This is a genomic window from Thermococcus chitonophagus, from assembly GCF_002214605.1.
GTDB lineage: Archaea > Methanobacteriota_B > Thermococci > Thermococcales > Thermococcaceae > Pyrococcus > Pyrococcus chitonophagus.
Map to the genome: position 1 here is coordinate 661,222 of NZ_CP015193.1, position 19,010 is coordinate 680,231.

Genomic DNA, 19,010 nt, shown 5'->3' on the forward strand with positions numbered 1-19,010 from the left:
CACAATTTTGTACTTTGAAATTGACAATTTGTCATAAAAGCTTCAAATAGATTTATCAACTGCAGGTTTTACCAAGAAAGGATTGCCATGATGCCCTTAACTTATCGTCTTCATTGTCATCATTGACTGTTCTTCAGGGTTAGTGGGAGGTGTCGTTCTTGAGGAGGTTAATTGAGGAGTACATTAGACTAGCCGAAATAGGGAACAAGCTCAGGCTGATATTTGAGCTGTGGGGCTACAGGGAAGTAATATTCCCATCAATTGAGGAGTATTCTCCGGAAATAAGGAAGGGCACGAAGTTCGCGTATAATAATGAGTTTTATCTTATAAATCCCGATGTTACTTCGAGAATCATCAAGAACTTTGACGATGGAAAAGCAAAGCTGTTCTACGTTGCCGAAGTCTTAAACGGTGGGGTAAAGGGAGAGTGGCAGGCTGGAGTTGAGTATATCGGAGGCGATCCTGATGCCATGATTCTGGAGGTTCTCTCTGTAATTGTCACATCACTAGAATCCCTGGGTATCCAAGAGTTCTACATAGATCTTGGAAGTATAGAAGTCTGGAAGAATTCTTCAGGGGAACACTGGGAGAAAGTCAAGGAAGCCCTGATTAGGAGGAACTTCGAGAAGATAGAGTCCCTCCCCATACCTCAGGATAAGAAAGATGAGCTTTGGAGGCTGTTCAACTTCAGGGGAAGGGAAAGTGGCTATGAAAGGCTCGACCGCCTAATTAAAGCCCTGGGAGACGAGAGGATCTTTATAGACTTTGCAACCGTGAGGCCCCTCCCTTACTACACTGACGTGATATTTGAAGTGTACTCCCCGTCCTTGGGCAAGCCCATCGGGGGAGGGGGAGAGTATGAAGTGAAGGGAAAGACGGGAGTGGGCTTTGTATTTTATCTTGACAGGTTAGCAAAGCTCTACAGGCCAAAAGAGAGGTCTAGACAGGTTATCTCGTCTAAGGATTTAAGAAAGGCCTATGCCCTAGCTAGGGAAATGGTTAAGCTTGGAATTCCCGTGGAGGTGAGACTTTGAGGTTCGTCCTCCCGAAGGGCAGGCTCTTCAGGGATTCCATTGAAATCCTGGGTAAGGCTGGAATAGTAATTCCAGAAAGGCCTGAGAGAGTTTTAATATGGAGCAACGGTAGGGATGAGTTTTTACTTGCTAGAGCTTATGACGTTCCGGTTTACGTTGAGCATGGAATCGATGTTGGAATAGCTGGGAGCGATGTGGTGGAGGAGAGAGGTAGTGATGTTTTCATTCCCTTGGAGCTACCGTTCGGAAAGTGCAGGCTGAGCATAGCGATGCCCCGCGAGAGGGCTGTCCAGCCCGAAGATATGGACGGGTTCAGAATTGCCACCAAGTACGTCAACATAACTCAGAGGTTCTTTGAAAAATTGGGCGTTGAGGTTGAGATAATAAAGCTCCACGGGAGCGTTGAGCTTGCCCCAAGGATAGGAATAGCGGATGCGATAGTTGACATTGTGGAGACCGGAAACACCTTGAGGGCGAACGGCTTAGTTGAGGTTGCCAAAATAATGGACGTTTCTGCCCTCCTCCTCGTCAACCGGATAGCCCAGAAGGTCAAGTTTGAGGAGATAAACTCTCTTATTATGAGGCTTAGGAGGGTTATCAATGGAGCTTGAGGAGTATGTTAGGTCAATACTCGAGGATATAAGGAAGAGGGGTATTGAGGCTGTGAGGGAGTACTCCAAGAAGTTCGACAACTATGAGGGACCCTTCAAGGTAACCAGGGAGGAGTTCGAGGAAGCTGAGAGGTTGATACCTGAAGAGGATAAGGAAGTGATAAAGAAGACAATTGAAAGACTCAGGGAGTACCACGAGAAGCAAAAGCCAGCTGATATTGTGTACGTTAAGGAGGGCTCCCTTTACGGCATCGTATTCAAGCCAATAAGGAGGATCGGGATATACGTCCCTGGCGGGAAGTTTCCACTTGTGTCAACGCTGATGATGGTTGCAGTACCGGCCAAGATCGCTGGGGTGAGGGAGATAGTGGTGACAACTCCTCCAAGGGACGGAAGGGTTAATCCCTACATACTGTACACAGCGGAACTTCTGGGAATTGAGGAAGTTTACAAGCTTGGCGGAATTCAGGCTATAGCCGCGATGGCTTACGGGATCGGCATGGAGAAGGTGGATAAGATATTTGGCCCGGGAAACAGGTTCGTGAACGAGGCCAAGAGACAGGTTTTTGGAGTTGTAGGTATAGACAGCCTTGCTGGGCCCTCTGAAATAGCAGTAATAGCCGATGAAACTGCGGAAAAGGAGTACATTCTTGCGGACTTGATGAGTCAGCTTGAGCACGGGAAGGACAGCAAGGCATGGCTTCTAACAACCTCCAAGGAGCTTGCAGAGTACTGCGGGAGGGAGGGAATTGAAGTTGTGTTGTGTAGTAGTCTCGAAGAGTGTGTTGAGAAGGTCAATGAGATAGCCCCGGAGCACCTTGAAATCATGACCAAGGAGCCCTTGGAGTTGTTAGACAGGATTCAGAACGCTGGGGCGATATATCTAGGCCCTTACACACCTGTCCCCTCGGCGGACTACTTCCTTGGGGTTAACCACGTCCTCCCAACGGGAGGGGCCGCGAAGTTCATGGGGGTTCTCACGGTCTTGGATTTCATGAAGCCGGTGAGCGTTGCGATGGTCTCAAGGAAGGAATTCATAGAGAATAGATACTTGGGAATAAGGCTGGCCGAAATCGAGGGTATGGAGCTTCATAAGAGGAGTATGGAGGTTAGGAAATGAGGGTTAGGGCTAATCACTGCGTCCTTCACTGCATTCCGAAGGAAAGCCCGGTTTTGATGCTGTGGGGTGTTGGGCATGAGGAGGAAGACGAAGGAGACGGACATAATTGTGGAGATAGGAAAAGAAGGGACAATAAGGACAGGGGATAGAGTTCTAGATCACATGCTCACAGCTTTGTTTTTCTACATGGGAGTTAAGGCCAGCGTGAAAGCTGAGTATGACCTGAGGCACCACCTGTGGGAAGACGTTGGAATAACGTTAGGGGAGGAGATAAGGGCCAAGCTCCCGGAGAAGTTCGCGAGGTTTGGGAATGCAGTGATGCCAATGGATGACGCTTTGGTTTTGGTTGCGGTGGATATCTCGGGGAGGCCCTACCTCAGCCTTGAGCTGGATCCCAGGGAAGGGGAGGAGGGGTTCGAAGTTTCCTTGGTTAGAGAATTCCTGTGGGGGCTGGTTAGGTCTTTAAGGGCGACAATCCACGTTAAGCAGTTCTCGGGAATTAATGCCCATCACATCATTGAGGCGACATTTAAAGGGCTGGGTAAGGCCCTGGGTGAGGCGATAAAAGAGGTGGAAAGGTTGGAGAGCACGAAAGGGGTCATATAGTCAGCACTTAAAATCCTCATCACGCCTCAGCGCTGCGCGGGCTCATCATGTCGCCTGTTTCTTTGTATACACCTCTTTAATAGTTTTTAGCAATATACCTATTAAGAACACCCTCCAAGACCATACACATCATAACTCAACACCGTTGTTGTACAGCTTTTGTTGGTAATTTTAGGCCTTCCACGATAATGTCTGTCCCGATGGAAATAGTTAGAATTCTTCTATCGCCATTTTACTCTAGTTTACTCTAGTTGCTCATATTTGAATTTTAAACTTATAATGATCCCAAATTTTTTATACTATTCAGAGGAAATGTTGGTGGGTGATCATATGGAAAAGACAAAAGTTGAGGGGATAAGAACTCTACTCGTGATTGGAACACTTACGATGCTCCTCTCGTTCCTGCCGGTGGTCGGCCTTGCTTTGGCCGTAGTCGGTGGTCTCCTGTACCTTTACGCTCTCTACAGGTGGGGAGAGGAAGTTGACGGCAGGCCCTTCAAGCTGGCAATAATAAACCTGATATTGGGGATAGTTGGTGCCGGTGTTGCCATAGTTGGGCTGATAAAGATCAGTTCTGCAACGAGTGAGCTCTACGTCCTTGATATTCTCCAACCAACGATTTTCTCAGTTTTAGGGCTTCTCTACATATATCTTCTTCTCATGTATCCCTTCTTAGTTGCCATGGCCCTCATCCATAGGGAAGTCCTTAAGTGCTTCTACGAGGCGACGAAAATTGGGGAGTTTACATTCGCCGGGAAGCTGACACTTTACGGTGCCCTTCTGGCTCCGGCTTTAATTGGATTAATAATCGGCTTCATTGCAAGGATCATTGAAGTGATAGCATACAATAAGATACCCACGGAAGTTGAAATTCTAAAGGGCGGGGAAATTGAGTTGGATAAGAGGAAAGTAGTTGCTCTATCTTCGGTTGCTCTCATAATAACCCTGCTCGTCCTTAATTTCACGATTCCTTCGTACGATGTAAAGGTAGTGCAGGGAGATGTTAAGTTCATAGGGAAAGTTGAAGGAGAGTACATCAAGGGGGCCGTTATATACGACTTTCCATGTGTTAGGGGGGATGGATGCATAAAGGAAGTCAAGGTTGATGGAAAACTCGTGTATTCTGGGGGAAGCTATGAATTCGTTAATGGAAAGCAGGTTGTTCGCTTAACGATCCCAAGGAACTCCAAGGAGGTAGAAGTAATGTTCTGGACAGGAGAGGTTGTTGTACTCCACATAGGTGAGGTAACATGACCAGTGTAAAGAATGCAAAATCTTTTCTCTACTGGGGAGCGATACTTTCTCTCCTCTCGTTTATTCCGTTTATTGGAGGATTGTTGGGCTTTCTAGGTGTCGTTCTGTATTTTGTTGGCCTGTATGAGTGGAGAGACATTGACGACAGACCGTTTACGGTTGGGATAGCTCAGATAATCCTGGGGCTGTTCTTCGTGGTGTTTTTGGTAATTGGAATGGAGCATGGCTTCTTTGCCACCCTAAGCTTTCTGAAGGCCTTCTACGTTGCAATGCTTTACACTTATCCCGTCACGGCAATAATGGTGATGCTTGAGAGGTACCTAGTCCAGTACTTCTACGAGGCAACTGGTGAGGAAAGTTTCCTGAAGGCTAAGAAGATGTACTTCATTGGCTTTCTAACGACTCCCTTCCTAGTTGGTATCCTCATAAACCTCATTGGGAGGGTGTACGAGATCATGGGTTATGGTAGCATGACGGACAATCCGAAGGTACTCAAGGGGAGTGAGCTGGACATTAGCGGTAGGCAGATAGGAGGAGCTGTGTTGTATTCTATTGCTCTCTCGGCGTTAATCATTTACTTGGTGACTCCGCACTACGATGTTAAGCTGGAGAAGGGGAAGGTGGAGGTTCTCCTTCGAAAAGTTGACGGAAAATATGAGGCTAAAGTTGTATATCATGGAAGGTGCTGGGGTTCGTGCATAAGGGAAATATCTGTCGATGGGAAGGTAGTCTATACGGGAACCTCGTACGCTTTCGTTGATGGGAAGCAGATAGTTAGCTTAACGATCCCAGTAAATTCCTCTGTTCTGGTCGTCAATGATGGCTATGAAAGGTACACATTTAACCTAAAGTGATTGTCACTTTTCCAAATTTTTTGGGCTGAAATTAAAATAATGTTTACCTCTTTTCCATTAGAGATGGAGATGATAGCAATAGTTGACCTTGGAGTGGGCAACCTAGCGAACGTGAGAAAGGCCCTCAAGGGAGTTATAACCAGCGATCCCTATGAGATCGAAAAGGCTGAGAAGATAGTGCTCCCTGGGGTCGGGAACTTTGGTGCCGTGATGGAGAGGCTCCATCCCCTTAAGGATGTAATATTGGAGGGGATTAAGGAGGGTAAACCATTCCTTGGTATTTGTTTGGGACTTCAGTTGCTCTTTGAGGAGAGCGAGGAGAGCCCTGGGAGCAGAGGTCTTGAAGTTTTTAAAGGTAAGGTCGTGAAGCTGAAGGGAGTTAGAGTCCCCCACATAGGCTGGAATCAGGTCTGGATAAGAAAGGACTGTCCTCTCTTTAGAGGAATAAAGAGCGGGAGCTACTTCTACTTCGTCCACTCCTACCACGTGGTCCCCCAGGATGAGGATATAATCGTGGCGACCACGGACTATGGACTTGACTTCGTTTCAGCGGTGTGTAAGGATAACGTGTTTGCTGTACAATTCCACCCGGAAAAGAGCAGTAGAAATGGATTGAAGCTTTTAGAGAACTTTAGGAGGCTGTAATATGGAGGTATATCCGGCGATAGATCTTATGAATGGGAAGGCGGTAAGGCTCTACAAAGGTGAGAGGGAGAGAGTTAGGGTTTATGGTGATCCATTGAAGTTCGCTGAAAAGTTCTCGGAGCTGGTTGATAAAATTCACATTGTCGATCTTGATGGGGCATTTACGGGGAGGCCTCAGAATCTCGATGTCATCAAGAGGATAATTGAGGAGACTGGCTTGAGGGTTCAGGTTGGAGGTGGCTTCAGGGATTATAACTCAATAGCGAAGGCCTACGAGATAGGGGTTGAGAACGTCATTCTAGGCACTAAAGCTTTCGATCTAAAGTTCCTTGAGATGGTAACCCAGGAATTTCCAGGGATAACGGTCAGTCTCGACAGCAAGGCCGGGAAGGTTGCGGTTAGGGGCTGGACTGAGGCCTCGGAAATTGAAGTCAGCGAGGCCTATGAAATGCTGAGGGGGTATGTGAACAGGTTCGTTTACACCTCCATCGAGAGGGACGGTACATTAACTGGAATAGAGAGCATTGAGAAGTTCTGGAGGGATGAAGAGTTCATATACGCTGGTGGTGTTTCTTCCCCCCAGGACGTGATTAAACTAGCGGAGATTGGATTTTCTGGAGTTATCGTGGGGAAAGCCCTGTATGAGGGAGCTGTTTCTCTTGAGGAGCTTGTGGGGGTGGCTGAAATTGCTGGCAAAGAGGATAATCGCGGCCCTTGACATCAAAGAGGGGAGGGTCGTTAAAGGGATAAAGTTTCGGAACATTAGGGATGCTGGTGATCCAATAGAGCTCGCGAGAAGGTACGAGAGCGAGGGAATAGACGAGATAGTCTTCTTGGACATTACGGCCTCTTATGAAAAGAGGCAGATCCTTCTTGACTTGGTCGAGAGGATAGCCGAGGAGATATACGTTCCATTTACAGTTGGCGGCGGAATAAGGACTGCGGAGGAAGCTAGGGAGATAGTTAAGAGGGGAGCGGATAAGATTTTTATTAACACCGCGGCAGTAGATAACCCCAAACTCGTTGAGGAGATAGCCCAGGTTATAGGGACTGCCAACCTAGTCGTTGCGATAGACGCCAAGTGGAACGGAAAGTTCTGGGAGGTTTACACTCACGGCGGGAGAAAGGCGAGGGGAATAGATGCCGTTGAATGGGCAAAAACCGTGGAATCCCTGGGGGCTGGCGAAATACTCCTGACGAGCATGGATACGGATGGAACGAAGCAGGGCTTTGACATTCCCCTCACGAAGGCCGTAGTTGAGGCAGTTGAAATTCCTGTCATAGCTTCTGGAGGTGCCGGGAAGCCTGAGCACTTCCTTGAGGCGTTTAGAATTGGTGCTGAAGCTGCTTTAGCAGCCTCTATTTTCCACTACGGTGAGTATACGGTTAGGGAGCTTAAGGAGTTCCTAGCCGAGCATGGAGTTCCGGTAAGGCTCGAGTGAGGTGGTAGTATGGAGGAGCTAATAGAGCAGGTTAACTGGGAGAAAAATAACGGCGTAGTCCCGGTTATAGTTCAAGACACGAAAGGGGAAGTGCTGACTTTAGCTTACATGGACAGAGAGGCTTTAAGGAGAACCCTCGAGACCGGGTACGCTCACTACTACTCCAGATCCCAAGGCAGGATAAGGATGAAGGGGGAGGTAAGCGGAAACCTTCAGATTGTGAAGGAGATAAGGATAGACTGCGACAACGATGCCCTCCTTTTGATTGTGGAGCCCAAGGGTCCAGCATGTCACACCGGCAACTACTCTTGCTTTTACAGGAAGTTGGGTGAGCCTGAGAGAATTCTCCCCATGGATTATTCACTCACGATACTCAGGGAGCTTGAGGAGCTGATAAGAAAGAGGAAGGAGAATCCTGTGGAGGGCTCCTACACGTCCTATCTGTTCAGGGAGGGCAAAGAAAAGATATACAAGAAGTTTGGGGAGGAAGCCGTTGAAGTGCTAGTGGCCGAGGGAAGGGATAGGATAATATACGAGGTTGCAGATCTGCTGTATCATCTCCTAGTGCTTTTGGCTTACAACGACATAAGCCTCGGGGAGGTAATGGCCGAACTCAGGAGGAGAAGGAAATGAAGATAAGGAAGGAAGTCCTCGAGTTCCGGCCTTACAGGGTACTCGAGGGCAATTACAAAATATGGCTTGACAAAAATGAGAACCCTTTTGATTTACCGTTATGGCTTAAGGAAGAGATATTCTGGAAGCTTAGGGGTTTACACTTCAACAGGTATCCCCACATAACTTCAATGCCTCTGAGAGAAGCCCTTGCAGAGTTCCTGGGGTTAGATTCTTCGAACATTGCCGTTGGAAACGGTAGCGATGAGCTGATAAACTACCTGGTCAGGATGTTTGAGGGAAAGTACATCGTAACTACCCCACCGACCTTCGGCATGTACTCCTTTTACTCGAAGCTTTACGGCATTCCAATAGTTGAAGTGCCTCTAGATGAGAACTTCAGAATAAGGGGTGATGAGATAGCCGAGAAGGCCAAAGATGCTTTGGCCGTTTTTATAGCCTCTCCAAACAACCCTACGGGAAACCTTCAGCCCGAGGAGGAAATTCTTAAGGTTCTTGAGACTGGGGCTCCAGTTGTCTTGGACGAAGCTTACGTAGAGTTCGCGGGAAAAAGCATGCTGGATTATGTTGGGGATTATCCAAACCTGATAATCCTAAGGACGTTTTCAAAGGCCTTTGGCCTTGCCTCGATAAGGGCTGGCTACATGATAGCTGATTCCTCTGTCGTTGATGCCCTCTACAGGATTAAGTCGCCATTCAGTGTAAGCTCAGTTACAATGGCCATAGCCCAAACCCTCCTTGAGCACTATGAGGTCGTTGAGGAGAGGGTTAAGTTCATAATGAAGGAGAGGGAGAGAATGTACGAGGAGCTTATGCCTTATGCTTATCCAAGCGATGCTAACTTCCTCCTCGTAAAGCTTGACGCTTACAACTACCTTTTGGATAGGGGAATAGTTGTTAGGAAGCTTTCGGGCAGGCTTCAGGGCCACATTAGGATTACTGTTGGAAAGAGAGAAGAAAACGATGAAGTTATTAAAGCGCTGAAGGAATTTGCCAAAGAACTTTAACATGTAATACCAAAAGTATGAAATGGTGAGACCTATGGTTAGTTCAGAGATGGTGAGCATAAGGCTGAAAGTTGGGCCTAAAGGTCAGATAGTTATACCCAAGGTTTTCAGGGAGGCCTACGGCATAGAGGAGGGCGGTGAGGTGGTGGTAATACCAACGAAGGAAGGCTTACTGATCAAGAGGAAGAAGTCACCTGAGGAGCTCATTAAGGAACTTAGGGAATGGAAGAAGAGAGTTGAAGGAATTCCAGCAAAACTTGGTGATCTAAAGGACATAGACTTGGAGGTTGAGTTTGATGAAGATCTTTCTTGACGCAAGCTTCCTATTATATATCTTGGCCAAGACTCCTGGAATAACTGATAAAGTATTGAAACTGTATTCTGATTTATTGTCTCAAGAGCTGTATACCGATTCCCTAGTGCTCGATGAAGTAATATATGTGGCAAAAAAGAAGTACAGAATACCTCCTGAATTGTCGATAGAATTCATAGACGAATTTGTTCTTCCGTACGTTCAGGTGCTCTCTATTGGAATTAGGGAATACCTGAAAGCCAGGGACATAATCCTCGAGTATAACTTCAATCCGTCAGATGCTCTTCATTTGGCCGTTATAGAGAACTATGGCCTTCAGGCAATAGTTACTGAAGATGAGGACTTCGATAGGGTTCCAGTAAAAAGAATATGGGTGTGAAAGATGTGGCTGGTATTTGATGTGGATGGGGTTTTAATAGACACGAGCGAAAGCTATGACGTTGCAACGAAGCTCACGGCTGAGTACTTCCTCTCAAAGCTAGGTAAAACTATTGAAATACCGCTGGATGCAATAAGGGAGCTGAGGAGGAAGGGCTCATTTCCAGATGACTTTAAGCTGAGCGAGGCCATAATCATAGGAGCACTAACTGGTGACCTCAAGGATTTCGTGAATGAGTTCCCTTTAGGGGCGGGAGTTGAATGGGTTCGCGATAAGTTCGGTGTGGCACTTGACGGATGTGAAATCAGGAGGGTTTTCAACACCTACTACTTAGGCACAATTTACGAGAACAGGCTTTTTGATTATCCTGGGCTCTGGAGACTTGAGAAGCCTCTGGTTGATGTGAACTTACTAAGGGAGGCTTCAAAGCATTTTAGGCTTGGCGTTGTCACGGGGAGGGACTCCCTTGAGATGGAGCTTGCCGAGAGGATAATAGGCTTTAGGTTTGAGCACGTAGTCACGAGGGATGTTATAGAAAAGCCAGATCCCAGGGCTCTCTACCTGATAACCAAGGGAGAATCAGCAGTGTACATCGGGGACAGTGGAAGTGACGAAGTAATGGTTAAGGAGTACCGGAAGATTTATGGGGATGTGAAGTTCTTCAAGGTTGGAAGGGACGTTAAGGACGTTAATGAGGCGATTAATTTCATATTGCTAGTCTCAGTTCGGTAACCAAAATTGTTGGGCTGATATTAGTTATATTAATTTTTATTTTGGTATAAGTTTATGCTTATTTAGATATTTTATCCAGATGATGTATTCCCATCCATAACTTGGATTTTTATACTTATACTACAAAAAGTTTATATAATTTGATACTATATATCTGTAGTGATGCCCATGAGACAAATTTTTAAAAATTTATGGTTGGGATTTTTATTTTATTTATTAATAGTTTCTCTAGGGGTCGTCAGTGCACAATCTTGGGGTTCAAAAAAGACTACTAATGTTATTGATATTCAAAAACTCCCTGAGAAGGGTTATGCCACAGACAAAATTGTTTACATTAATGGTCATAAAGTGCATGCAATAGTATATCATCCGGGTCTGGAGGATTTAAAAGTGGATGCCCTTTATAAGTTTGCAAAGAGAAATGGAGTAGATATGAACGCTTTTTTCAAATACCTAAGTGAATATGCATGGGAACATGGAGAAGTTACGTATGATGAAGTAAAGTCTCTTCTCATTGAATTTGCAAGTAAGAGGGGCATTGATCTGGTTAAGATAGCTAAAAAGGAGGTATAGATCTGAATTTTGACAATATTAGTAAGAGCCTCTCAACAGCGGATTTAAGTCCTCGGATTGTTGATATTGTTGACTTATCGCCCGTAGGGGATATATCAGGCAGTAAATGTGGAAGTGATCCAGACATAATTTATGACTATCAGCCCAATATCCTGAGGATTATGAAAATTACGCCACCCTATGGAAATATTATTTGGGATGCTACATGTGATCCAGCAACTTTATATTTCAAAAAAGGAGAGTTTGTTGGGATATTTGCCTCTGCAAAGGTTAGTACCTCATGGTATATTTTCACGTTTGATACATATAGACGTCCTTCAGAGGTAAGGGATCAGATCTTTAATTATCTGAAAAGTGAATATGGAATTCCTCCTAGTATTGTTGAATTAGTACACATAAAATATTTTATTCAAGGCTATGCCCCTTGGATGAAAAAGTACTCAACGACAGTACATTTTAATAATGCCCCTGTTCCAGGCTATATACTCTTTGAGCTTTGGAGCGAGGCAACATACTATACTTCAACAAACAGATGGGTAAAACATGGTTATCCTGATTCATATCTCGCGGGCCTTTATATAATCCAAGGTCAGAGGATAAAAACGCTAGCAGGATTTGCCATGAGAGATTATACTCCTTATCCGACGCTCTCAAAACGGACTGTTGGTAGTGGCATAACCCATGTTTACTTGACTATATATTCTCATATTTGGCATCAACAAAGACTTGAAGGGGTGGGGGATTGGTGGTAAGTAGAAAAATTATTTTTGTTCCTATATTTCTTTTTTTGTTTTTCTCATTGGCTGGATATCTAGTTGTGAATCTCGGTGAAAACTCTTCAAGAACACCAATTAGTGGAGAAAATACCTCTACTACTAAGGCACCTCGGCCACAATCTCTTTCCGAAAAGTGTCCTATCGAAACCGTAAGTGAAATCAAAATAACTCCAAAAAGAGTATCATACGCCAACGGTTTTTTGGTGCTTAGTAATGGTACTATAACTATCTTTCGGGGAGATAAGAAGTATAGGGTGTGTTATCCGACCGCTTATCCCCTTGAATGGGGCTTTATAGGCATCAATGATTCGAAGCTTTATGCTTATACCTACTCAGGGGAGCCTCTCTGGAACTACACTCTGAATTCAACGAAGTTTGGTATTGCGGTAACTCCAAACTATCTCTTTCTGCTGATCCCGGCGGATGAAGATCCTCAAGGCACGAACGTCCTTTATATCTTTGGAAAAACAGGTCTCTTAGCTGAGCATAGCTTCCCGAACATATACTATCCCTTAAGGTGCTTTTTCCTGAAGTCCAGAGGGAACTACACGTTGCTCCTCCTTGACCACCCTCAGGCGGACGGTAGCGCAGGCATGGGTAGAGTTATTGTCTTCAAGGGAGAAAAGATAGCTTTCGAAAAGACTTTCACGTTCAGGGATTCAATCGAGGACCCCGTGTACTGCGTTGGCGATATATCTCCAACTGGCATGGCAGCTTTTGGGCTCTACCATGGGGTCGGTATCTTAGACTTAAATAGTACCATAAGGTACTTTGAGTTCCCTCCCTATGGAGTGGATGATGTGGCTATAGTTGGAGACAGGGTCTTTGCTTTAGTTTCCAGGGAGACACCTTCCTTCTACGTGGTTAGAGATCTAGTCATGATAGACAAAGCTCCCACCTTCATCATGAAGAACCTAAGTAAGAGAGCGGAGCTCTTCTCTTCCGGGGAACTTCTGCTTGTTACTGACCCATGGAAGGAGAAGGCATACATCTTTTCTCCCACTGGAAAGCTCCAGAGAACCATTGAATACCATCAGGAAATAGTCGTTGAAGGAGAGAAGTTGCTTCTTTGTAGTGTGAAGGGATGCACTCCCATTGGCTGACTTTTTTTTATTTTTTAGGCCAGTCCTATCAGGACTATCCCCAGGGACGTGAGGATTAGGGAAACTGCAAGCCTTTTCGTAAACCTCTCTTTTAGGAACGCTACAGCCATTAGAGCGGCCATTACTGGACTAGATTCCGTAACTGGAGTCGCTATGCTCGAGCTGACTAGGCTTATCGACTTTATGAAGAAGTACTGGCCCAAGATAGTTCCCAGTACGGTAATAACAACTACAAGTGCCCAGTCCTTGGTGTTCATTCTCTTAATATCTTCCCTGAGGGTAGATGCAAACACTAGAGCCCCTAAAGCCCCTGAGCTTATCCTGAGACCTGTTATCAGAACGGCCGATTCTCCGTGAACCAGCCAGTCCGTTATTAAAACTGCAACCGTCCACAATACTTCCGCTGTCACGACGAATGCGATGCCCTTCCAGCTCATCTCCTTATTGTCCATGGCTTCACTTACGAGTATAAGGACGGCAATAACTATCATCACAGCCCCGGTTGCTATGGAGGCATTCAGAGGCCTATCCAGTAGGTAGTGGGCGAGAACCATCGTGAGTATGGGATGTGGAGTTACTAGGATACCTGCCCTAGACACGCCTATTATGTTCATGCCCTCCAAGAACAGCCAGTCAGCTATAGTGAATCCTATTATTCCAGAGATTATTACTATGGTCCACCACTCCCATCCCCTGTTAGGAATTAGCCCCAGGAATATTATCAGGGGAATGTAGAATGCCGAGCTTATAAACAGCCTCAGGGTATTTAAGCTGACTGGGTTAATTTTGGCCATGGATATTTTGGATAAGACCGAAGCAAGTGCCCATACAAAGGCAGCTCCTAGGGCTAATCCAACTCCCAGAATCAAGCTCATGCCTTAACGTTATCACATTAATTTTAAAACTTTGTTCAGAGTAAATGGGAGGAACGACAAATGGGGAGGCTTTATGAGGCCTACATAGACTTGAAGTTTCTCCTTAACAGGGGCTACAGGAAGTCTTCGGCCCTTGAATTTGTAACCAACCACTACAGGCTTCCCGCAGAGGGAAGATATTTCCTGGCAAGATGCGTCTTCTCAGACAGTTGGATTATTGGAGTTTACGGGAAGTTAGTTAGAACCGCTGGGGATGCGATCTTGGGAGTTGACGGGTTCAACGTTCTAATAACACTGGAATCCCTCTTGGATGGAGTTGCAATAAGGTGTGAGGATTCTCTGGTAAGGGATATCAAGTATCAGAAGAAGTATAAAGTGAATGAACGGACTTGGGATGTTCTCAGGCTGATGATTCTTTCAATAAAATCTGCAGGGCCGAGAGAGGTCGTAATCTTTTATGGTAAATCAGTTCCCAGGAGTGGCCAAGTAAAGAAGGCAACCCAGGAATTGCTTGAAGAACTTTCAATTGTAGGTCGGGTTGAACTTGTTAAGAGCCCCGACTTTGAGCTGAAGAAGTTTGAATATGTTGCAACGGCCGACACTGGGATAATAGAGAAAGTTTTTCATGTTATTGATCTTGTAGATATTGCTTCAACATTGGTTGGAGTTAAACCAATGGAGTTCAAGGTTGCGTTGAGGATATTCGACGAAAAGCTTAAATAGTTAAGTGGATAGTCGAAGCCATGCTTAGACCTCAACCAATGCTCTTTAGGAAAGTTGAAATAAAGTTTGAGAACTGGAATGAGGAGGAACATGAAAAGCCAAAGGTTCGTCTCATAACTAACGTGAAGAGAGTTCAGCTTTCATGACGTACAACTCCTCAAAAAACAGCCTTTTTCTTGAAATTACCTTAGTCGAGAATCCCATCTTTTGGGCTACTTCTATAGGATTTGGTCTCGTTAGCGAGCTGTAGACTAGGAGTATTCTCCCCTGGGGCTTTAAAAAATTCTTGGCTTGTTCAAAAAACTTAGCTATAACCTCTCCGCCCTGAGGACCACCTATTAAGGCCCTGTCTATATCTTCTTGAATTTCATGATCCTCCCCAGGAAGATAGGGAGGGTTGAATACTATAAGATCAAACCCGCCCCTTAGGTTCTCAAACAGGTCACTTACTACGAAAATTGCATTGTTTATCTCGTTGATCTTTGAGTTCCTCCAAGCGAGTTCAACTGCCTCTTTCGATACATCAACTCCAACAACAAACTTTGCCTTCTTTGCCGCGAGAAGAGCTAGTATTCCAGTTCCAGTCCCCATGTCGAGCACCACATCATGGGGCCTAACTTCTTCAGCAAGGACTTCTGCAAGCAGGAATGTATCCTCGGCTGGCTCATAAACGTTCTCTGAAGTTTCGATTCTAAGGTCCATATAATGGATTGCCATAGAATAGTAATGGAAGAATTCTGGCGCCCGGGCCGGGATTTGAACCCGGGTCGCGGGAGTGACAGTCCCGCATGATAGGCCGGGCTACACCACCCGGGCGCTTTAGCGGCCGGCGGCGTCCCCGGCTTCCCGCCCCCTCTCGGAGGGCAGTACAACCGGGATCGCTGGGGGGCTTAACTTCCGGGTTCGAAATGAGACCGGGTGTAGCCCCCCCGCTATGGCCGCCGTGCCGATTTCTCATCAATGTGTTTGCTTTAAAAAATTTTCGGTCTTATAATGGTGAGAGCCCTTTAAGAGCTTCAATCAATTCACCAAATTTGCCGAAGCTTAGCACTTCACTCTCAACTGGAATGAGAACCTCGAGTTGCGTGATGTCTGCGTTCTTTAGGATTGGTGATATCGGCTCATTTAGCGTTAAATCATTCCCATAAGCCCACGGGCTGAATGCAGGTAAGACTACAATATTTTCTCTCCTTAGAAAAGCAGGAACTTTAACCGTTGCTCCAACTTCATCCCTCAGCCTTATTGCGGGATGCTCGTGACCTATTATAACCCTCTCACAATCGCACTCTTTATGTCCATGCACTATCGTCCATCCCATAACTTCAACACTCTCAACTACCTCCACTCCAAACTTCCTTATCCAATTGATTCCTGTATCGTGGTTTCCCTTAACCACTATAATTTCACTAAACTCTTTGAGGATGCTCTCCAGAAATGTTGAGATTTCAATGAACTCCCTCCGTTCAGGAATGAAGGAGTGCTTTAGATCTCCGTTTATTATTAGCTTATCCACCCTATACCTCTCCCCCATACTTATGACCTGATTTATCACCTCTCCTAGGAGTCTTGGAACATACTTTCCTCCTTTAACTAGGGCCTCTTCAAATCCTATATGGAGGTCGGCTATTATCAGGTAATCCCCCAGGATAACTCCTTTCTCAGGGATTATCCTTGGTTGCATTTTGTCCACCTTTCTAACTCTTTAAGCACTTCAAGCTGATCCTCGGTTTCAACGGCGCTCGGCTTAAGCAATCTTATCTCCCTAAGGGCTTCTCTAAGGTTCAGTCCATATCTGTACATAAGCCAAGCCACAGCTACGGTTCCGCTCCTTCCGCTTCCCCCATAGCAGTGAATAAACACTTTCTTCCCCTCTTTAACTTTCTCCTCTATCCACCTTAGAATCTCAAGAAGCTGTTCTAATGATGGCGCCGTAAAGTCGGGGATTGGAGAGTGCAAAACGTTCCTGTCCTTAAGCATCTCGAGGTCATAAGCTAACTCAAAATCCTCAACTAAAACTACGAAAGCATCAAACTTCTTCTTTAGTTCGTCTATTTCATCCGGATAGGGCATCCTTCCAAATGCCACGTTGTCATCAATGAACTTCACCTGCATACTTCTCCCTGAATTTCGCTTCATAAAAACCCTCTTAAGCTTTTGTCTTCACGTTTTCACGGTGATAGTATGAAGAGGATAGGCATCATCGGCGGAACAACTCCTGAATCAACTTGCTATTATTACAGAAAGTATATAGAGATCAGTAGAGAGAAGTTCGAGAAGTATGTTTATCCTGAGCTTATAATCTACTCAATAAACTTCAAGGAGTTCTTCCAGAACCCTGAGGGCTGGGAGGGCAGGAAGAAAATTCTCATAAACGCGGCAAAGGCCCTTGAGAGGGCTGGGGCTGAACTCATAGCTTTCTCCGCAAATACTCCCCACATAGTGTTTGATGACGTCCAGAAAGAGGTAAACGTTCCGATGGTGAGCATAATAGATGCCGTTGCCGAGGAAGTTAAAAGGAGGGGTGTAAAGAAGGTTCTCCTACTTGGAACCAAGACCACGATGACGGCTGACTTCTACATAAACGCCCTGAGGGAGAAGGGCCTTGAAGTCGTTGTTCCTAATGACGATGAGAAGGAAGAGCTAAACAGGATAATCTTTGAAGAGCTGGCTTTTGAGAACCTCAAGAGCAAGGATTGGATAGTTAACCTCATCGAGAAGTACGCTAGGGAAGAAGGCATCAAGGGAGTAATCCTAGGGTGCACAGAGCTACCACTAGCTATAAGGCAAGGTGATGTAAGCGTTGAGGTCTTCGATTCTGCTGAGATTCATATGAGGAAGCTCATTGAGTTAGCATCCCAGGATTGACTTTTTGCTAATTTTTATCTCCTCATTAAGTTAATTTTTGTCAAATATGCATTCCCTCAGGGAAAATTTGTAAATTGTGAGGGCTCTTCTCCGTTAGATTAGGTGGGCTAAATGCTCTCTAGGAGAATAAAATCAATTGACACGACCGCACTGAAGAGGGTTCTCGACCTAATAAGTGCGGGCGATATAATATCCTTTGCTGGTGGAGTGCCGAGTGTTGAAACCTTCCCATTAGGGGAGCTTAAGAATATTCTGGCTGAAGTTTCCGAAATCCCACAGGCCTTTCAGTACGGTCCTTCTGAGGGTATTCCTGAGCTTAGGGAAGAGCTGAGCAAGTACATGAAGGAAAGATGGAGCGCCAAGGTTGATCTTGGGGACATAATAGTAACACACGGATCTCAGCAGGGTATAGATGTCGTTGGAAGAGCTTTAATAGATCCTGGGGATGTAGTCCTCGTTGAAGCTCCAACGTACTTTGTAGCGTTGAATACGTTCCAAGTTTACGAGCCGAAGTTCGTTCAAGTGAGGGTAGATGAGGAGGGCATCGTCACGGAAGACCTGGAGGTTATAATAAGGAATATGAACGGCAGGGTTAAGATCCTCTACACCGTTCCAACATTCCAGAATCCCACTGGAACGACTCTCAGTGAAGATAGAAGGAAGCACCTTGTGGAACTAGCTGAAGAATATAACTTTTACATTGTCGAAGATAATCCCTATGGCGATATAAACTACTCTGGTAGGAAAATAAAGGCAATAAAAGCATTTTCAAGTGATAGGGTAATATATCTTGGCTCATTCTCAAAGATATTCGCCCCAGGATTTAGGATAGCTTGGATGGCTGTTCCTCATGATCTCTATGAGAGGTTCCTAGTAGCTAAGCAGACTGCAGATGTCTGCACGAACACATTTGGCCAATATGCCGCTGCACTCTTCCTGAAAAAAGGTCTGCTTGATGATCAAGTTAAAAGGATCGTAGAATATTATAGACCCAAAAGGGATACTATGCTGGATGCCTTAGAGGATTACATGCCCGAGAGTGTTACCTGGACGAGGCCTGAGGGAGGAATGTTTGTCTGGACAACGGTTGAAGGCATGAATACCGACGAGTTGCTGAAGAAGGCCGTTGAGAGGGGAGTTGCCTACGTCCCTGGGAGCGTATTCTATGCACTTAACCCGAGGAGCGATCAGATGAGACTAAACTTCACATTTGAGAGCATTGATAGAATACAGGATGGCATTAAGGTGCTGGCTTCCCTTGTCAAGGAATTGTCATAGTGCCCACTTATCTTCCCAAGAAATTTACTTTGAGATGCAAATTCCAAATCTCCCCTCTCCATCTTCCTTTTTCCTAAAATGTTTCGGATATGTTAGGTAACTATTGAAATATTTTTAGAATATTTCAAATTTATAAAAATTCTTTGGAAGTGACGAAAAATTTCTCGAAAATTTTATATATGTACAC

25 protein-coding genes, 1 tRNA gene and 1 rRNA gene are annotated in these 19,010 nt (G+C 45.3%); 21 read left to right on the top strand and 6 right to left on the bottom strand.

Annotated elements, in window-relative coordinates:
• Positions 1-149: 149 nt before the first annotated feature.
• The 17 genes from A3L04_RS03680 to A3L04_RS03760 all read left to right on the top strand — a co-directional run bounded on the left by A3L04_RS03680 (position 150) and on the right by A3L04_RS03760 (position 13,082).
• The gene (locus A3L04_RS03680) at positions 150-1,034 is read left to right on the top strand and encodes an ATP phosphoribosyltransferase regulatory subunit (RefSeq protein WP_068579097.1); all 885 of its coding nucleotides are present in this window, start codon (positions 150-152) and stop codon (positions 1,032-1,034) included.
• Positions 1,031-1,645, top strand: coding sequence for an ATP phosphoribosyltransferase (hisG, locus tag A3L04_RS03685; RefSeq protein ID WP_068579095.1), 615 nt, complete (start codon positions 1,031-1,033; stop codon positions 1,643-1,645). The genes A3L04_RS03680 and hisG overlap by 4 nt, the downstream gene beginning before the upstream one ends.
• Positions 1,635-2,765, top strand: a complete 1,131-nt coding sequence (hisD, locus tag A3L04_RS03690; protein WP_068579094.1) for a histidinol dehydrogenase — start codon at positions 1,635-1,637, stop codon at positions 2,763-2,765. The genes hisG and hisD overlap by 11 nt, the downstream gene beginning before the upstream one ends.
• Before the next feature lie 75 nt (positions 2,766-2,840).
• Positions 2,841-3,371 (top strand): imidazoleglycerol-phosphate dehydratase HisB, encoded by a 531-nt coding sequence (gene hisB, locus A3L04_RS03695; RefSeq protein ID WP_068579092.1) that lies wholly within the window; start codon positions 2,841-2,843, stop codon positions 3,369-3,371.
• Between the two features lie 330 nt (positions 3,372-3,701).
• A complete protein-coding gene (locus tag A3L04_RS03700; RefSeq protein ID WP_068579090.1) occupies positions 3,702-4,625 on the top strand; it encodes a DUF996 domain-containing protein in 924 nt (307 codons plus the stop codon).
• Complete coding sequence (locus A3L04_RS03705) at positions 4,622-5,479, top strand: DUF996 domain-containing protein (protein WP_068579087.1); 858 nt, start codon at positions 4,622-4,624, stop codon at positions 5,477-5,479. Before A3L04_RS03700 ends, A3L04_RS03705 begins: the two co-directional genes overlap by 4 nt.
• A 63-nt stretch (positions 5,480-5,542) precedes the next feature.
• Complete coding sequence (gene hisH / locus A3L04_RS03710) at positions 5,543-6,124, top strand: imidazole glycerol phosphate synthase subunit HisH (protein ID WP_068579664.1); 582 nt, start codon at positions 5,543-5,545, stop codon at positions 6,122-6,124.
• Position 6,125: 1 nt separating this feature from the next.
• The gene (gene hisA, locus A3L04_RS03715; protein WP_068579085.1) at positions 6,126-6,842 is read left to right on the top strand and encodes a 1-(5-phosphoribosyl)-5-((5-phosphoribosylamino)methylideneamino)imidazole-4-carboxamide isomerase; all 717 of its coding nucleotides are present in this window, start codon (positions 6,126-6,128) and stop codon (positions 6,840-6,842) included.
• Positions 6,811-7,566 carry an imidazole glycerol phosphate synthase subunit HisF gene (gene hisF / locus A3L04_RS03720; protein WP_068579084.1) on the top strand — a complete coding sequence of 252 codons (756 nt, stop codon included), beginning with the start codon at positions 6,811-6,813 and terminating at the stop codon, positions 7,564-7,566. The genes hisA and hisF overlap by 32 nt, the downstream gene beginning before the upstream one ends.
• A gap of 9 nt (positions 7,567-7,575) precedes the next feature.
• Positions 7,576-8,199, top strand: coding sequence for a bifunctional phosphoribosyl-AMP cyclohydrolase/phosphoribosyl-ATP diphosphatase HisIE (gene hisIE / locus A3L04_RS03725; RefSeq protein WP_068579082.1), 624 nt, complete (start codon positions 7,576-7,578; stop codon positions 8,197-8,199).
• A complete protein-coding gene (gene hisC, locus A3L04_RS03730; RefSeq protein WP_068579080.1) occupies positions 8,196-9,206 on the top strand; it encodes a histidinol-phosphate transaminase in 1,011 nt (336 codons plus the stop codon). Before hisIE ends, hisC begins: the two co-directional genes overlap by 4 nt.
• 49 nt (positions 9,207-9,255) lie before the next feature.
• Positions 9,256-9,519, top strand: a complete 264-nt coding sequence (locus A3L04_RS03735) for an AbrB/MazE/SpoVT family DNA-binding domain-containing protein (RefSeq protein WP_068579662.1) — start codon at positions 9,256-9,258, stop codon at positions 9,517-9,519.
• A complete protein-coding gene (locus tag A3L04_RS03740; protein WP_068579077.1) occupies positions 9,503-9,898 on the top strand; it encodes a type II toxin-antitoxin system VapC family toxin in 396 nt (131 codons plus the stop codon). The genes A3L04_RS03735 and A3L04_RS03740 overlap by 17 nt, the downstream gene beginning before the upstream one ends.
• A 3-nt stretch (positions 9,899-9,901) precedes the next feature.
• Entirely contained in the window at positions 9,902-10,630 is a 729-nt protein-coding gene (locus A3L04_RS03745; RefSeq protein WP_068579075.1) for an HAD family hydrolase, read from the top strand.
• Between the two features lie 162 nt (positions 10,631-10,792).
• The gene (locus A3L04_RS03750; protein ID WP_157092447.1) at positions 10,793-11,203 is read left to right on the top strand and encodes a hypothetical protein; all 411 of its coding nucleotides are present in this window, start codon (positions 10,793-10,795) and stop codon (positions 11,201-11,203) included.
• Between the two features lie 161 nt (positions 11,204-11,364).
• A complete protein-coding gene (locus tag A3L04_RS03755) occupies positions 11,365-11,955 on the top strand; it encodes a hypothetical protein (RefSeq protein ID WP_068579069.1) in 591 nt (196 codons plus the stop codon).
• 224 nt (positions 11,956-12,179) lie between these two features.
• Complete coding sequence (locus tag A3L04_RS03760) at positions 12,180-13,082, top strand: hypothetical protein (RefSeq protein ID WP_157895684.1); 903 nt, start codon at positions 12,180-12,182, stop codon at positions 13,080-13,082.
• A gap of 14 nt (positions 13,083-13,096) precedes the next feature.
• On the opposite strand, the gene A3L04_RS03765 is transcribed toward A3L04_RS03760, so the two are convergent.
• Complete coding sequence (locus A3L04_RS03765) at positions 13,097-13,957, bottom strand: DMT family transporter (RefSeq protein ID WP_172799793.1); 861 nt, start codon at positions 13,955-13,957, stop codon at positions 13,097-13,099.
• 60 nt (positions 13,958-14,017) lie between these two features.
• Between A3L04_RS03765 and A3L04_RS03770 the strand changes: the two genes are divergently transcribed.
• Together A3L04_RS03770 and A3L04_RS11395 are read left to right on the top strand one after the other, a co-directional pair.
• Entirely contained in the window at positions 14,018-14,680 is a 663-nt protein-coding gene (locus tag A3L04_RS03770) for a DUF434 domain-containing protein (RefSeq protein WP_068579065.1), read from the top strand.
• 20 nt (positions 14,681-14,700) lie between these two features.
• Positions 14,701-14,826, top strand: a complete 126-nt coding sequence (locus tag A3L04_RS11395; protein WP_269451349.1) for a hypothetical protein — start codon at positions 14,701-14,703, stop codon at positions 14,824-14,826.
• Here A3L04_RS11395 and A3L04_RS03775 read toward each other — a convergent pair.
• The 5 genes from A3L04_RS03775 to A3L04_RS03795 all read right to left on the bottom strand — a co-directional run bounded on the left by A3L04_RS03775 (position 14,798) and on the right by A3L04_RS03795 (position 16,792).
• The gene (locus A3L04_RS03775) at positions 14,798-15,382 is read right to left on the bottom strand and encodes a HemK2/MTQ2 family protein methyltransferase (protein WP_231963789.1); all 585 of its coding nucleotides are present in this window, start codon (positions 15,380-15,382) and stop codon (positions 14,798-14,800) included. The genes A3L04_RS11395 and A3L04_RS03775 overlap by 29 nt on opposite strands.
• A gap of 36 nt (positions 15,383-15,418) precedes the next feature.
• Positions 15,419-15,496, bottom strand: a tRNA-Asp gene (locus A3L04_RS03780).
• 8 nt (positions 15,497-15,504) lie between these two features.
• Positions 15,505-15,626: ribosomal RNA gene (rrf, locus tag A3L04_RS03785) — 5S ribosomal RNA — on the bottom strand.
• 42 nt (positions 15,627-15,668) lie between these two features.
• On the bottom strand, positions 15,669-16,361 hold the full coding sequence (locus A3L04_RS03790; RefSeq protein WP_068579062.1) for a metallophosphoesterase: 693 nt from the start codon (positions 16,359-16,361) through the stop codon (positions 15,669-15,671).
• Complete coding sequence (locus tag A3L04_RS03795) at positions 16,346-16,792, bottom strand: protein-tyrosine phosphatase family protein (RefSeq protein WP_084448900.1); 447 nt, start codon at positions 16,790-16,792, stop codon at positions 16,346-16,348. The genes A3L04_RS03790 and A3L04_RS03795 overlap by 16 nt, the downstream gene beginning before the upstream one ends.
• 69 nt (positions 16,793-16,861) lie before the next feature.
• Between A3L04_RS03795 and A3L04_RS03800 the strand changes: the two genes are divergently transcribed.
• Positions 16,862-17,545, top strand: a complete 684-nt coding sequence (locus tag A3L04_RS03800) for an aspartate/glutamate racemase family protein (RefSeq protein WP_068579057.1) — start codon at positions 16,862-16,864, stop codon at positions 17,543-17,545.
• A 111-nt stretch (positions 17,546-17,656) separates the two neighbouring features.
• Positions 17,657-18,823 carry an aminotransferase-like domain-containing protein gene (locus tag A3L04_RS03805; protein WP_068579055.1) on the top strand — a complete coding sequence of 389 codons (1,167 nt, stop codon included), beginning with the start codon at positions 17,657-17,659 and terminating at the stop codon, positions 18,821-18,823.
• Positions 18,824-19,010: the final 187 nt, after the last annotated feature.